Source organism: Campylobacter sp. CNRCH_2015_0338h, assembly GCF_025772785.1.
GTDB lineage: Bacteria > Campylobacterota > Campylobacteria > Campylobacterales > Campylobacteraceae > Campylobacter_D.
This window is the reverse complement of sequence record NZ_JAKMST010000003.1, coordinates 1-14,707: the sequence shown is the minus strand read 5'-3', so window position 1 is coordinate 14,707 and position 14,707 is coordinate 1. Positions and strand designations below refer to the sequence as shown.

Sequence of the window (14,707 nt, the reverse complement as noted above, 5' to 3'; positions counted from 1 at the left end):
GAATGTTAGATTTAAAACTTTTACAAAATAATTTCGATGAAATTGCACAAAAATTAAAAGCTAAAAAAGTGGATGAAAATTTACTCAAAGAACTGAGTGATTTATTTATAAATTTAAAAAAAGAAAAAGCACTTTTAGAAGAATTTCAAGCTTTTCAAAACAAATTTAGCAAAGAACTTGCAACAGCACAAGATAAAGAAAGCTTAAAAGCACAACTAAGTCAAAATAAAGAAAAAATTAATACTCAATCAAAAATCGTTAATGAATTAGAAGAAAAACTGGAGCAAATTGCTCTAGCAGTACCAAATACCCCTGATGATTGTGTGCCTTTTGGGGAAGATGAGGATGAGAATATAGAATTAAAAAAAGTTCTTACCCCACCTAGTTTTGATTTTGAAATTAAAGAACATCATGATTTAGGAGAAAAATTAAATTGGCTTGATTTTACAAGAGGAGTTAAAATCTCGCAAAGTCGCTTTTGTGTACTTAAAAATGAAGGAGCTTTACTAAGTAGAGCCTTAGTAAATTATATGATAGATTTTAATAGAAGTAGAGGTTTTGAGTTAGTTAATGTGCCATTTTTAGTAAATAGTGCGACCATGTATGGTACTGGACAACTTCCTAAATTTAAAGATGATATGTATAAGGTAGAAAATGATGATTTATACCTCATTTCAACTTCTGAAATTCCTGTAACCAATCTTTATTCTAATGAAATTTTAACTCAAGAAGAATTACCTTTAAAAATGACTTGCTATAGCGCTTGTTTTAGACAAGAAGCAGGAAGTGCAGGTAGAGACACAAGAGGCATTATAAGACAACATCAATTTGAAAAAGTAGAACTTGTTAGTATATGCAAGCCTGATCAAAGCGAGCTAATGTTTGAAGAAATGCTAAATTGTGCTAGTGATTTGCTAAGCTCTTTAGGTCTAGCACACAGACATTTGATGCTTTGTACTGGAGATTTAGGTTTTTCAGCTGCAAAAACAGTGGATTTAGAAGTTTGGCTTCCATCTCAAAATAAATACCGTGAAATTAGCTCTGTATCTAATTGTAAAGATTTTCAAGCAAGACGTGCAAAAATTCGCTTTAAAAACGATAAAGGCAAAAACGAATTAGTGCATACACTTAATGGCTCTTCGCTAGCTGTTGGAAGAACCTTGGTAGCTATTATGGAAAACTATCAAGAAAAAGATGGAAATATAAGAATTCCTGATGTGTTAAGAAAATACTTTTAAGAGAAAACATGGCCGAAGAAGTAACACTTAAAGAACAAGACAACCAAGAAAAAGCTTTCTCTGAGTTAGATGAAAATCCAGGAGTAGAAGAACAAGCTATCCCTCCTGGCATGATACCTCCTGAATTAGAGGAGGAAGAAAGTACCTTTCAAAGAGTGGAAGAAGAACCTCAAGCACCGCAACCTGAAGAGAAAAAAAAGCTTTTTGATAAAAAATTTATTATTTTAATTTCTGCACTTGGAGCTCTTGCTCTAATATTGCTTGTAGTTTTAATTTTACTCATAGTTTTCAAAGAAGATAAACAAGCTATTTTAAATACTCAAGTCTTAGATGATAATACTAGCTCAAGCATCACTAAAGTAAAACAATCAGCATTAGATCTTGTAGTACAAAAAGCAAATTTATTATATGAAAAAGGTGATGTAGAAAGCGCTTTAGAACTTTACAATAACATTAACATTTTTAATCAATCCCTATCTAGTTATAATCTTGGCGTAGCCCAAATGAAACAAAAAGATTATGCTAGCGCAATTGAAAATTTCAAGCAATCTTTAGAATTAGAAGAGCACAAAGTGGCTGCTGCCATAAACACTGCTGTGTGTTATTTTAATCTTGGTAATAAAGAAAAATTTAATTATTATCTTGACTTAGCAAGAGTGCATTTACCACAAGATTCCAAATCATCTTTGTATGATTATTATCTAGGTTTAATTAATTATTATCAAGGATTTTACCCTGAAGCCTTACAAATGTTTATGCGCTCAAACAACATCAATGGTTATCAAGGTGAATCTTATTATCTTGGAGCAAAAGTTTATGCTTTATTAAAATCAGAAAAAAACGCCATTGATTTTTTACAAAAACAAGAAGATTATGAAGCAAGCTTACCCTTAGGCTTATTATATGCAAAATCAGGAGACTATCAAAAAGCTAAAGAATATCTTGAAAAAGCCTCAAAGATAGGAGAACATGAAGCTAGAAGCAAGGTTGCTTTAGCCTTAGTTGAATTAAAAACTGGTCAATTTGAAAGTGGTGCGCAAATTTTAAAAGCTCTTTACATCAAAGATAAAGATATAGGTTCAAAATACTATAATATCAAAACAAGATTAAAAAGAAATTTTTCAAATATTGATATTGCCCAACAAAATTTTGCCAAGAGATTGATTACTGGAAAACAACAAATATATGATTTACTGTTTTACTTTTCACCATATCGTGTTTTTGATGTTAAACAAAGCATGGAGCTTATTACAAAGGCTGATTTGGGAAATTTTATACAAGGATATGAGTACGAAAATGAATTACTTGTTAAAAGTAAGGCTTTGTCAGGGGTTAATATAGAATTATCTCATGCTATTAACTTAGCTTTTAATTTTCATCTAAGAGAAGCTAATCAAGAATTTAAAAACTTAAGTGAAATTTATCATGCTCATGATGTAATTCATTATAATCTTGCCCTAACTTACGCACAATTGCAAGATTATAACAATGCTTACAAGCACTTTTCAACCGCATATCATTTAAATCCTAAAAATTATATTGCAGGAATTTTTGGCATATATTGTATGGATCTAGCAAAGAAAGATTATACAAAACTTGCTAATGAACTTTTAGAAAATCTCCAAGCAGATAATACCATTGATCAAAACAACAATATATATAAATATTTACTATATTTAGCTAAAAATGACTTTACTGCTACTATTCCTTACCTAGATAATCTTTCAAATACCAATAACACGCCTTTGGAGTTAATATTTGCTATTATAGCTGCAAATGGCAATAATCTTGAAACCCTAAGAAACCAAAAAATAAAAGAATTAAAAGATTTATTAAGCGAGGATATTATTAGCAATATTTTATATTTTAACTCCAAAAATATGAATTTAAATATCAAAGAATACGCCAAACAAGCTCAAATGTATTTTTTAAATACCAAACTTGATTATAATTCTTTATTTGGAGGAGCTGGGATAGTTAAAGATAGCTATGTAACGCTTATGCAAATAACAGGCTTACTTAATCATGTTAGAAATGATATTAAAAAAAGACTAGCCATGAGTAATAAAAATTCCATTGGATTAATCTTTGCTCTAGCTTATGTAGATATATTTGCAAAAGAATACCAAGAAGCATATACACTTTATAATATTTTAATAGATGATTACAAAATTAAAGATGCTCAAACTTTATTTTTAGCTGCAGTTGCAGCAATAGGTTCAAATAATCCAAACTCAGCCATTGCTTTACTTGAACTTGCAAGATTAGAAAACGAAGAAACCTTAGAAGCAAGACTTGCTTTAGGACTTTTATACCATGAAGTGCAAAACCTAGAACCTGCTATGTTTCAGTATGAAAAAGTAGGCAATAACTTCGAAAGCAAATTCTTTACTTTTGATATCAAAAACTAGCATTTTCGTTACGAAAATGCTAGTTATATAAAATCATATAATTTACTTAACACTTACAAAACCAGGATTATAATTTAAAAAGAAGTGGCTCCGGATGTAGGATTCGAACCTACGACCAATCGGTTAACAGCCGACTACTCTACCGCTGAGCTAATCCGGAACATCAATAAATAAGAAATGGTATTATATAAGAAAAAAATACTCTTGTCAAGAGTTTTTCACAAAAAATTATATTTTTTTATAAAATTTCACTCCAGCTAGATTTTTTACAATAATTTCTTGCTCCTTAAGTAACTTTTCTAATATATCTTTACTATATTGACTAAATTTATTTTCAACATCAAATTCACTTTGAGCTCTAAGTTGCAACAATTTTAAAAGCTCTTGAGTATTAAAATCAATTTTTTCACCTTTATAATAATGCTTAGCAAGCACAACAGGGGCGCTATTAATATACATACTTAATTCTTCTAATTTTTCCATAGATACACCTTTAACAGGATAAGCTGGAGGTCTATCAATAGTGCTAAAATCTACTCTTAATGGCTTTATTTTATCAAATACCTCATTTAAAGCTAACATTTCTTCTTTATTGTCATTTAAACCTTGTACAACTAAAACTTCCATAACAAGCTCACCTAGAAATTTTTCCCTAAAAGTAATCATTTTATCAATCATTGCTTCAAGTTTAATTTGTCTTAGAGCTTTATCTATTCTATAAAATGTTTTTTCTTTAGCACTATCAAGACTAAATTTAACTACATCAATATCCAATAAAGCATTGAATGCATTTGGATTTAACACACCACTACCATTACTTAAAATCAAAAGTTTTTTATCTTGTTTTATTTTATTTAACTCACAAATTAATTCTTTTAAATAAGGATACAGACTAGGTTCACCATTTGCAGTTAATGTAAGAAAATCAAATTTCACATCGCTAGCTAAAGATTGCTTTACCTGTTCTAAGATATCTTGAATTTTTGGATATACTAAAGATTTTTCCACAGGTTTTGCAGCTTGCAACTCACAATATACACAATCGAAATTGCACTGCTTTTGATTTGGACTTAAATCAATCCCTAAAGAAAGCCCAAATCTTCTCGAGCTTATGGGTCCAAAGGTAATTTTGTTCACTTTTTAGATTTCTCTTGAACTAGCTTGATAAAATATTTAGCATTTTCAACAGGAATATCAGGCAAAATACCATGTCCAAGGTTAAAAATATGTGCACTATCTTGCATGATATTTAAAATTTTATCCACTCCTACTTCAATCGCATTTTTATCATACAATCTACAAGGCTCCATATTACCCTGTAAAGTATACTTAGCGCCTAATTTTTCTTTTGCCAATTCTAAAGGCGTACTCCAATCTACACCAAAAACATCAAAATTTCCATTTATACCATCCAAAAATCCACTGACACCTTTAGGAAATAAAATCACGGGAATGTGTGGATATTTTTCTTTGATAAAATCAGCAATTTCAAGCATGTATTTAAAAGAAAATTCAAAAAACATCTCTTTTTCTAAAGCACTTGCCCAACTATCAAATATCTGTATAGCATTAGCTCCTGCTTTAATTTGTTCTTGAATATAATGCTTTAAAGCTAAAGTAAGTTTAAATAAAATTTGATGTAAAAATTCAGGATTTTGATAAACTAATTTTTTACATTTTACATAATTTTTACTACCACCACCCTCTATCATATAAGTAGCAATAGTCCAAGGACTTCCACAAAAACCAATCAAAGCTTTATCTTGCGCAAGTTTTTCTCTAGTAAGTGCTAGTGCATCATAAACATAAGAAAGATTTTTAATACTTTTTTCAACATCTAATCTTTCCAAATCTTCCTTAGTTTTAATGGGATTTGAAAATACCGGCCCTTCGCCTTTTTCAAATTTTAAATCCATACCCATTTCTAAAGGCACTACTAAAATATCTGAAAAAATAATAGCTGCATCAACGCCCAAAATATCCACAGGTTGCAAAGTAACTTCACTTGCTTTTTTATAGTCCTTGCAAAGTGATAAAAAATCCCCAGCACTTGCTCTAACTTCCATGTACTCAGGCAGATATCTTCCTGCTTGACGCATCATCCAAACCGGAGTATAAGGAGTTGATTTTTTAAAACACGCATCAATAAAAATCATTTTTATTCCTTATTAATGATCACTTTTATGCAAGAAATAAAGCCCCACACAAAGAGCCAAAATAGAACCTGCTAAATAAGTCATATCCAAAACTGTATTAAGTTGCATTTGTAAAATTCTTTGAAAAAAATTTACAACTAAAACCATGATAATTACTTTTGCAAGCTTATCTTTTAGCTGATCCAAACTATGCACTTCTAAAACTTTTGACTGCTTTGTTTGTTTAAAATCCTCTATTTCGCTAATAAAAAGCTCATAAATTCCAAAAGAAAAAATAAATAAAACCAAAGCCATCAAATATAAATCCACAGCTCCTATAATCAAACCAACAATATCTTCATGCAAATCTACCGTAGAATTTGGCAACATAAAGTATTCAAATACATATTTTAAAACTTTAATCACATCATAACTTGCGATAAAAAATAAAACAAAAGCCCCTATTAAACCAAAAATCACAGGTAAAATAGTAACCAAACGACTTTTAACTAATAAATTCTCAAAAAATCTTTCTAGCATTTTTCTCCTTTTTAAACCAATTCTAGCCATTTTTGCGCAATACGCACTGCATTTGTAGCAGCTCCTACACGAATTTGATCAGCCACGCACCATAAATGTAAAATGTTTTTGTGATTAATATCACGTCTAATTCTTCCTACATAAGTTTCGTTAGTGTCACTTGTAAAAAGTGGCATAGGATATTTTTTATTTTCTACATCATCAATCACAACAACACTTGGTGCTTTAGAAAGTATCTCTCTAACTTTAGCAACATCAACATCTTTCTCAAAATGCATAGTAATAGCTTCACTATGGCTTCTAAGCACAGGAACTCTTACACAAGTTGCTGAAATTTCAAGTTTTTTATGCAATATTTTTTGCGTTTCATTTACCATTTTTAATTCTTCTTTGGTGTAGCCATTGTCGCTAAAAACATCAATTTGAGGAATCAAATTTAAAGCCAAAGTATATGGAAAAGTTTTTGCTTCAAATTCATCTAGTTTAAAAGCAAAAAAACTTTGCATTCCTTGAACTAGTTCTTCCATACCTTCTTTACCTGCGCCACTTGCTGCTTGATAAGTACTTACATCTACTCTTTTTAGATTAAATGCATCATCAAGTGGTTTTAAAACATGCACCATTTGTATGGTAGAGCAATTTGGATTAGCAATAATCCCTGTTTTTTCCCAATCTTTAATATCTTCACTATTGCACTCAGGAACCACCAAAGGAACATTCTCATCCATTCTAAAATGGCTCGTATTATCAATCACCACAGCACCACATTCTACCGCGTATTTTGCATACTCAGCACTTATATTTCCTCCAGCACTAAAAAAAGCAATATCTACAGGATTTTCTTTAAAAACACTTGGAGTTAATTCTTTTACTTTATAGCTTTTACCTCTAAATTCTACTTCGCTACCTGCACTTTTTGCACTTGCTAATGGCAAAATACTTTCAACTGGAAAATCAAGCTCATCTAAGACATTTAAAAGTTCTTCACCAACTGCTCCTGTTGCACCTACAATAGCTATTTTTTTCATTGTCCGTCCTTTTTAAGTAATGTTGTATTTTTTCATTTTTTCGCTAAAAATTTTCTCACTCATCCCTATAAGCTTAGCTGCTTCTGTAATATCTTGCGAATTTTTTAAAGCTTCTAAAATCAATTCTTTTTCAAGATTTTTAATATCTTTACTTTTTCTACTTTCTAAAAATAAATCTTGAGCACTAATCTCATCATTTTCACTTAAAATACAAGCTCTTTGTATAATAGAAATCAATTCTCTAATATTACCTGGAAAATCATAAGCTAATAAAGCATCTTGTGCTTCTTGGCTTAAAGTTTTCTCATTAAAATCATATTCTTTACACGTATCAAGCAAGACCTTTTGTGCAATTTGCAAAATTTCTTCTTGACGCTCTCTTAACGGTGGTATATTAATAGGAATAGTATTAAGTCTATAATATAAATCTTGTCTAAATTCATTATCTGCAATCTTTTTTTCTATATGTGCATTAGTTGCACTGATAATTCTTACATCAATCTTTATACTTTTAGTACTCCCTAATCTTGTAATTTCTTTTTCTTGTAAAGCTCTTAATAATTTTGCTTGAATTTCATAAGGCATTTCACCTATTTCATCTAAAAACAAAGTGCCTTCACTAGCAAGCTCAAACAGCCCTATTTTAGTAGTATTAGCATCAGTAAATGCACCTTTTTCAAAACCAAAAAGCTCACTTTCTATCAAATTTGATGGAATTGCTGCCATATTAATAGCCACAAAAGGTTTTTGTGCTCTTTTTGAATTTTTATGCACAAAATTTGCAAAAACTTCTTTACCTACCCCACTTTCTCCAAAAAAAAGCACACTTGCATCTGTCTTAGCAGCTTTTAAAGCCAAATTTAGACAATTTTCCAAAGCCTTAGAAGTACCATAAAAATCTTGATTTTCTTCTTTTTTAGTAGTCTTTTTATTTGTTTTTTTAGAAGTCTTTTCTTGAATTATTTTTGCGCGTTTTATTGCGGTAACTAAAGTATTAATATCAAATGGTTTTACTAGAAAATCTTTTACTCCAAGCCTTACTGCCTCTATAGCGCGATTTAGCGTTGCATTGCCTGTGATAATGATAAAATCATATTTATTCTCACAAGCTTGTACAAATTCAATACCATCCATACCCGGCATATTAATATCTGTAATAATTAAATCAACATCATCATTTAATTTTTTTAGCGCTTCAGTTGCTGATTTATAGGATTTTATAGTAAATTCTTCATACTCACCCAAAGCTATTTCGAGTGATTTTCTCATATTTATATCATCTTCAACTATAACTAAATTCATCTCAAACCTTAAGCTAAAATACCTTTTTTAGGACCACTTTTACCATGACATTCTTTATATTTTTTGCCACTACCACAAGGACAAGGTGAATTTCTAGGTACTTTAGTAATTTGTGCTTTACCGTTTTCATTAACACCACTTTCTGTAGTATTTGATAAAAACTGCTCATTTTGTTCATGGCTTTTTTCTTCAAAATTTTGTGCTTCTTTTTGAGTAAAAACTACATTAAATAACAATTTTAAACTGTCAAATTTAATACGCTCAACAAGCTCCATGAAAAGATTATAACTTTCTTTTTTATACTCCACTAAAGGATCTTTTTGGTTATAACTTCTTAAACCTATACCAGTTTTTAAAATATCCATTTGGTATAAATGCTCTCTCCATAGATTATCTAAAATTTGAAGATATAAAATTCTTTCAATTCTTCTAGCTTCCTTATCTTCAATAATACTCATTTTGTCTTTATAAGCTTTTTCTAAAATTTCACTTAATTTGTTTTCTACTTCAATCACACCTAAATCTTTAAAATCAGCTTCGTTTAGTTCAAGGTTACACTCATAACTTACTTTTTGCTTTAAGCTTTCAAAATGTTTAACATCATCTTCAAGCTCTGCATTTAGATAAATTTGACTTACCAAATGATTGCTATATTCAGCAATATTTTTTAAAATTTTATCTTGTAAATCAAATTCTTCATCTAACAATTCATTTCTATAATTATAGATAGTCTTTCTTTGTTCATTTGCCACATCATCATATTCAAGCAAATGTTTTCTACTTTCAAAATGTAAACTTTCAACTTTTTTTTGAGCATTTTCTACAGCTCTTGTAACAATGCGACTTTCTATATGCTCACCCTCTTCTATACCTAATCTTTCCATGATATTTTTAATACGATCACCGCCAAAAATTCTCAAAAGATTATCCTCTAAACTTAAATAAAATCTACTTACACCAGGATCACCTTGACGCCCTGCACGACCACGAAGTTGATTATCTATTCTTCTACTTTCATGGCGTTCAGTTCCTATGATATAAAGCCCTCCTAAAGCTCTTATTTCATCATCTATTTTTATATCAACGCCACGACCTGCCATATTGGTAGCTATAGTTACTGCACCTTTTTTACCCGCATCTTGGATAATCAAAGCTTCTTGCTCGTGATTTTTAGCATTAAGCACATGATGAGGAATGCGTTCTTTTACAAGCATATTATGAAATACTTCACTTCTTTCAATACTTGCAGTCCCTACTAAAACCGGTTGACCTTTTGCATTTGCTTTTTTTATCTCTTCAATAACTGCTTTAAATTTTTCTTCTTGTGTTTTATAAATCAAATCATCTTTATCTATTCTTGCAACCTGTATATTTGTAGGTATGGAAACCACATCTAAATTATATATTTGAGAAAATTCCGTTGCCTCAGTTTGTGCAGTACCTGTCATACCTGCTAATTTTTTATACATTCTAAAATAATTTTGGAAAGTAATATCTGCTAAAGTTTGACTCTCTTCTTGAATTTTTACCCCTTCTTTAGCCTCTAATGCTTGGTGTAAACCATCACTAAAGCGTCTTCCTTCGCTTAGCCTTCCCGTAAATTCATCAACAATTACAACTTCTTTATCTCTTAATACATAATGCACATCTTTTTCAAATAAATTATGTGCTTTTAAAGCCTGATCAAGCTGATGAGCTAATATTGCATTATCTAAGCTATATAAATTTTCTACTCCAAATAATTTTTCTGCTTTAGAAATTCCAGCCTCTGTAATCATGATAGTTCTATTTTTCTCATCAACAACAAAATCTCCACTTGGTAATTCTTGAGGAGTAGTCGCTGCTTGACCTTTTTGCATTTGTTTTGCTACTTCATTTGCTTTAATATATCCATCTAAAGTTCTATTTGTAGGTCCGCTTATTATAAGTGGGGTTCTTGCTTCATCTATTAAAATACTATCTACTTCATCAACTATAACAAAATTATGCTCTCTTTGTACTTTTTCAAGCTTTGAAAATTTCATATTATCACGCAAATAATCAAAGCCAAATTCATTATTTGTACCATAAGTTATATCACACTCATAAGCTTTTTTATGTGCCTCATCGCTATTTTGATCTGAAAGTATCACACCTACACTAAAACCTAAAAAATTATAAATAGCACTCATTTGCTCCGCATCTCTTTTGGCTAAATAATCATTTACAGTAACTACGTGCACACCCTTGCCACTCATAGCATTTAATACAACAGGTAAAGTTGCAACCAAGGTTTTACCTTCCCCAGTTTTCATTTCAGCGATTTTTCCCTCATGTAAAACCATACCACCGATTAATTGCACATCAAAATGACGCATATTAAGCGTTCTTTTTCCTACTTCCCTAACTATTGCAAAAACATCATTTAGTATTTGGTCTAAAGTTTTTTCTTCTTTTTGAATTTGTGTTTTAAAATCTATAAAATTTTGTTTTAATTCATCATCACTTAAATTTTGGTATTTTGACTCTAAAGCATTAATTTGCGCAACTCTCTTTAAATATTTTTTTACTTCTCGATCGTTTTTTGTGCCAAATATTGCTTTAAATACACTAGAAAACATTTTTTTACCTTTAATTACAAAAATATATGCTAGATTATACCTTGATTTTAATTAGAACTATATAAAATTTTATTTGCATAAATTTTATATAATTTGTAAAATTTTTAAAGGATAATTATGAAATATTTTGTATTTTTAATGATATTTGCTTGTAATATTTTTGCTTTTGATATAAATTTTAAAAATTTTAGCAGTGATTTTGAACAAAAAGTGCAAAGTAATAATTCTTCGCTAAATTACAAAGGAAATTTTATCATCACTCAAAATAAAGCCTTTTGGAATTATACTAAGCCGAATAAAAAGCAAATTTATATCAACAACAAAGAAGTTGTTATCATAGAACCTGAATTAGAACAAGCCATTTATACTCAATTGCAAAATTTACCAAATCTTCAAGCAATTTTTAAAAATGCAAAATCAATATCTCACGAAAGCTATGAAGCAAAATACGAAAATATCATATATAATATCAAACTAGAAAACGGTAGCCTTAACAGTATTTCTTATAAAGATGAATTAGGAAATTTAGTCAGTCTTTATTTTTACAACCAAAAATTTGATCAAAATATCAACGATAATATTTTTATACCAAAAATTCCAAGCCATTTTGATATAATCCATTAATCAAAATGGTATCTCTTTAAACAAATCTTGTTCTTTGCTTGGTACTAACATTTGCATTTGAGCATTTTCCATAGTTTTTAAAATCATATCCATAGCTTCTTTGCTTGTATTAACATCTTGATTAAAACTTATATTACTATCTTTAATACTGTTTGTTTGAGTAGCATTTATGTCTTTTGGCTGGGTATTATTTTGATCTGAAGTTTTAGCAACTTTAAGAATATTTTGAATTTCTTCTTGCTTAGCAGTTTCTTTTAAATCTTCTTCATTTTTTTCTAAATCTTTTACAAAACGCTTCAGTTCTTCTATATCAAATTGAGCCACTGAGTTAATTTTTAAAATATAAATGTTTTTTATTTGAGTTTTGTATTTTTTATTGCTAAATTTAAGCAAAGTTTCTTTGAAGTTATTTTTACCCACTTCTGTAAACAAATCTTCATAAAAATAACTAGATACAATAGTATTTAATGCGTCTGTAATTTTCTTTTGTTCTAAATTTTCTCCCTCAAAATCTAAAGTCATTTCAATCTTTTTTAAAGTATTACTTCCAGCTTTTGAATACAAATCTGTTCTAAAATCTTCTATGCTTAAAGAATTAGCATAAATACTACAAAAAGAAAAAAATAAAATTACTACCCATCTCATAATCACTCCCTATCTTCTTCTAAATTTATAAACTTTTCTTGCAGATAAAATCGCTTTACCTCTTTATCAAATTTTAAAATTTTTAAAAAATAATCCTCAAAAGGCATTTTATAATTATATATTATTTTTAAATTACTTGGATTAATGGCTCTTGATAAACATACATATAATTGTCCTTTTTCAAAAATTCCATCAATATCACATATTAATTTATCTATACTCATGCCTTGAGATTTATGGATTGTTATAGCATAAGCTAGTTTTATAGGAAATTGAACAAATTTAGCTTTTATCTTAACTTCTAGTTTTTCATCTTTGTCTAACTCATACTCTTCTAAGGTATATTCATATGGTTTTAATTTCAATCTTTCACCATTATTTTTTTCTATCAGAATATATTCTTGCTCTTTATCTTTTATAAAATCTAAAACAACACCCTGCTCCCCATTATAATAATTTTCTTCTTTATTATTCACACAAAAAATAATCTTAGCAGCTATTTTTAATTTTAACTCACTCAAAGAATTAAGTCCATTAATCCACTGCTCGTATGTTTTATCATCTAAGGTACAATCTAGTTTTTCAGCTTTTGCTTTAAATATACTTTCTTTACCTTGTAAAAGATTTAATTTTTCAGTATTAATATGATTAGTCTTTTTATTGGTAGCGCATAATAAAGTATACTCATCCATATACTCAAGTAAATTTTTTGAACTAATTAACATTTTTTTAAAGAAATTCAATATTTCTTTATTTGTTTCACCCATTCTAAGAAAAAACAAATATTCGTAAAATTGTTTATCTAAAGTTCTTTTTGTAATACTAAGTTTTAAATTAATAAATTTAAGATCACTCCAAGCTTGTGAAGAAAAAGCATATAAAGTATTTTGAAATAAAGTATTTTGAATTTGATTTTCTTTATGTTTAACCACAGGTGGAAGTTGAAAAAAATCTCCAACTAATAAAATTTTACCATTAAAACCACTTCTTGATAATCTATAATAAATCATTTCCATCAACGAAGCACTTACCATAGAGATTTCATCAATAACCAATAAATCACTTTGTTTTAAAATTCTCTTTAATTTTTCTAGTTTATCTTTTTGCTTTCTATCTTCATAATATAACTCATCATAATTTTGACATCTTTTAAAAGCAAAAAAACTATGTAAAGTAACCCCACCTATATTAAAAGCACTAAGAGCGGTAGAACCCAATACAATAACAATTTTTCCTTGAACTCTATAAGATTTTATAAGCTCCATAGTTAAAAAAGACTTACCAACACCTGCACCACCACTTAAAAATACATTATTATTTTTTAAAAAAAATCTTAATTTATCTACAACTAAGTTCAAGCTACTCTTTCATGCAAGATATTATCAACATCATTGGCCTATGCCATTCTTTTTTAAATTCATTTTTGAATTCAGAAAAAAGATTGATAATTTTATTAGAAGGCTTTGGCTCAATAATATTGGTTATTTTAAAATTATTTTGCAATAAGGGAGAAATATAACTTGTTAAGGTACGGTGATATTTAACCACACCCTCACCTAAAAAATTATATTTATTTTTATTTTCATAAAAATAATTTTTAATAGGAAAAAATTGAATATCCCCATTATTATCATATATAAAATCTTGGGAAATATTTGCGGTAAAAACAGGATGCTCAACACTAAAAACCAAACTACCATTTTTATTAAGAAGATTTGAAATATTAAAAATTAATTTTTCATAATCCTTTATATAATGAAAAACTAAAGAACTAATAACTATATCAAATTTCATATTTTGTAAGTCAGTGATTTTATCTATTTCTTCACAAGAACCTCCATAAAAGGATATTTTATTTTTATATTTACTTGTTTTAGTCTTAGCTTTATCTAACATTTTTAAAGATAAATCAATAGCAAAAACTTTTTTAGCCCCATTTTCTAAAGCATAAATACTATGCCATCCATATCCACAACCTAAGTCTAATATAACTTTATCTTTTAAACTTGGTAAACATGTTTTAAAATCTTCCCATTCACCAGCACCATCCAATCCTACTTTAGATCTTAGCATTAAGGCATATTTATTAAAAAAAATATTATCATCATACTTATTATCTAACATTATACATCCTTATAATAACTTTATTATATCAAAACTTTTCATTTTAATCTCATCAAAAAA

Annotated in this window: 12 protein-coding genes and 1 tRNA gene; 3 read left to right on the top strand and 10 right to left on the bottom strand. The window is 28.8% G+C overall.

Going from position 1 to position 14,707, the window contains the following annotated elements:
• Positions 1 to 2 precede the first annotated feature (2 nt).
• Entirely contained in the window at positions 3 to 1,238 is a 1,236-nt protein-coding gene (gene serS, locus L8X30_RS02550) for a serine--tRNA ligase (RefSeq protein ID WP_263678843.1), read from the top strand.
• An 8-nt stretch (positions 1,239 to 1,246) separates the two neighbouring features.
• Positions 1,247 to 3,649, top strand: coding sequence for a tetratricopeptide repeat protein (locus tag L8X30_RS02545; protein ID WP_263678842.1), 2,403 nt, complete (start codon positions 1,247 to 1,249; stop codon positions 3,647 to 3,649).
• An 85-nt stretch (positions 3,650 to 3,734) separates the two neighbouring features.
• On the opposite strand, the gene L8X30_RS02540 is transcribed toward L8X30_RS02545, so the two are convergent.
• From L8X30_RS02540 to secA, 7 genes are all read right to left on the bottom strand, one after another.
• Positions 3,735 to 3,809, bottom strand: a tRNA-Asn gene (locus tag L8X30_RS02540).
• Positions 3,810 to 3,877: 68 nt separating this feature from the next.
• Entirely contained in the window at positions 3,878 to 4,786 is a 909-nt protein-coding gene (locus L8X30_RS02535) for a radical SAM protein (RefSeq protein ID WP_263678840.1), read from the bottom strand.
• Positions 4,783 to 5,805, bottom strand: a complete 1,023-nt coding sequence (hemE, locus tag L8X30_RS02530; protein ID WP_263678838.1) for a uroporphyrinogen decarboxylase — start codon at positions 5,803 to 5,805, stop codon at positions 4,783 to 4,785. Before hemE ends, L8X30_RS02535 begins: the two co-directional genes overlap by 4 nt.
• 12 nt (positions 5,806 to 5,817) lie before the next feature.
• Positions 5,818 to 6,324, bottom strand: a complete 507-nt coding sequence (locus L8X30_RS02525) for a YqhA family protein (protein ID WP_012661246.1) — start codon at positions 6,322 to 6,324, stop codon at positions 5,818 to 5,820.
• Positions 6,325 to 6,335: 11 nt separating this feature from the next.
• A complete protein-coding gene (locus L8X30_RS02520) occupies positions 6,336 to 7,352 on the bottom strand; it encodes an aspartate-semialdehyde dehydrogenase (RefSeq protein ID WP_263678836.1) in 1,017 nt (338 codons plus the stop codon).
• A gap of 12 nt (positions 7,353 to 7,364) precedes the next feature.
• Entirely contained in the window at positions 7,365 to 8,654 is a 1,290-nt protein-coding gene (locus tag L8X30_RS02515) for a sigma-54-dependent transcriptional regulator (protein ID WP_263678833.1), read from the bottom strand.
• 8 nt (positions 8,655 to 8,662) lie between these two features.
• A complete protein-coding gene (gene secA / locus L8X30_RS02510; protein WP_263678832.1) occupies positions 8,663 to 11,254 on the bottom strand; it encodes a preprotein translocase subunit SecA in 2,592 nt (863 codons plus the stop codon).
• Between the two features lie 117 nt (positions 11,255 to 11,371).
• On the opposite strand from secA, the gene lolA reads away from it, so the two are divergent.
• Complete coding sequence (gene lolA / locus L8X30_RS02505) at positions 11,372 to 11,878, top strand: LolA-like outer membrane lipoprotein chaperone (protein WP_263678831.1); 507 nt, start codon at positions 11,372 to 11,374, stop codon at positions 11,876 to 11,878.
• Here lolA and L8X30_RS02500 read toward each other — a convergent pair whose 3' ends face one another.
• The 3 genes from L8X30_RS02500 to L8X30_RS02490 are packed head-to-tail and all read right to left on the bottom strand — an operon-like array spanning position 11,879 to position 14,647.
• Positions 11,879 to 12,523 carry a flagellar basal body-associated FliL family protein gene (locus L8X30_RS02500; RefSeq protein ID WP_263678829.1) on the bottom strand — a complete coding sequence of 215 codons (645 nt, stop codon included), beginning with the start codon at positions 12,521 to 12,523 and terminating at the stop codon, positions 11,879 to 11,881.
• 2 nt (positions 12,524 to 12,525) lie between these two features.
• Positions 12,526 to 13,881, bottom strand: coding sequence for an ATP-dependent DNA helicase (locus tag L8X30_RS02495; RefSeq protein ID WP_263678827.1), 1,356 nt, complete (start codon positions 13,879 to 13,881; stop codon positions 12,526 to 12,528).
• A 1-nt stretch (position 13,882) separates the two neighbouring features.
• Complete coding sequence (locus L8X30_RS02490; RefSeq protein WP_263678825.1) at positions 13,883 to 14,647, bottom strand: class I SAM-dependent methyltransferase; 765 nt, start codon at positions 14,645 to 14,647, stop codon at positions 13,883 to 13,885.
• Positions 14,648 to 14,707: the final 60 nt, after the last annotated feature.

Coding starts and splice junctions, on each gene's coding strand:
- L8X30_RS02520 (WP_263678836.1), bottom strand. CDS start 7,352: ATGAAAAAAATAGCTATTGTAGGTGCAACAGGAGCAGTTGGTGAAGAA.
- L8X30_RS02515 (WP_263678833.1), bottom strand. CDS start 8,654: ATGAATTTAGTTATAGTTGAAGATGATATAAATATGAGAAAATCACTC.
- L8X30_RS02490 (WP_263678825.1), bottom strand. CDS start 14,647: ATGTTAGATAATAAGTATGATGATAATATTTTTTTTAATAAATATGCC.
- serS (WP_263678843.1), top strand. CDS start 3: ATGTTAGATTTAAAACTTTTACAAAATAATTTCGATGAAATTGCACAA.
- L8X30_RS02545 (WP_263678842.1), top strand. CDS start 1,247: ATGGCCGAAGAAGTAACACTTAAAGAACAAGACAACCAAGAAAAAGCT.
- L8X30_RS02500 (WP_263678829.1), bottom strand. CDS start 12,523: ATGAGATGGGTAGTAATTTTATTTTTTTCTTTTTGTAGTATTTATGCT.
- hemE (WP_263678838.1), bottom strand. CDS start 5,805: ATGATTTTTATTGATGCGTGTTTTAAAAAATCAACTCCTTATACTCCG.
- secA (WP_263678832.1), bottom strand. CDS start 11,254: ATGTTTTCTAGTGTATTTAAAGCAATATTTGGCACAAAAAACGATCGA.
- lolA (WP_263678831.1), top strand. CDS start 11,372: ATGAAATATTTTGTATTTTTAATGATATTTGCTTGTAATATTTTTGCT.
- L8X30_RS02525 (WP_012661246.1), bottom strand. CDS start 6,324: ATGCTAGAAAGATTTTTTGAGAATTTATTAGTTAAAAGTCGTTTGGTT.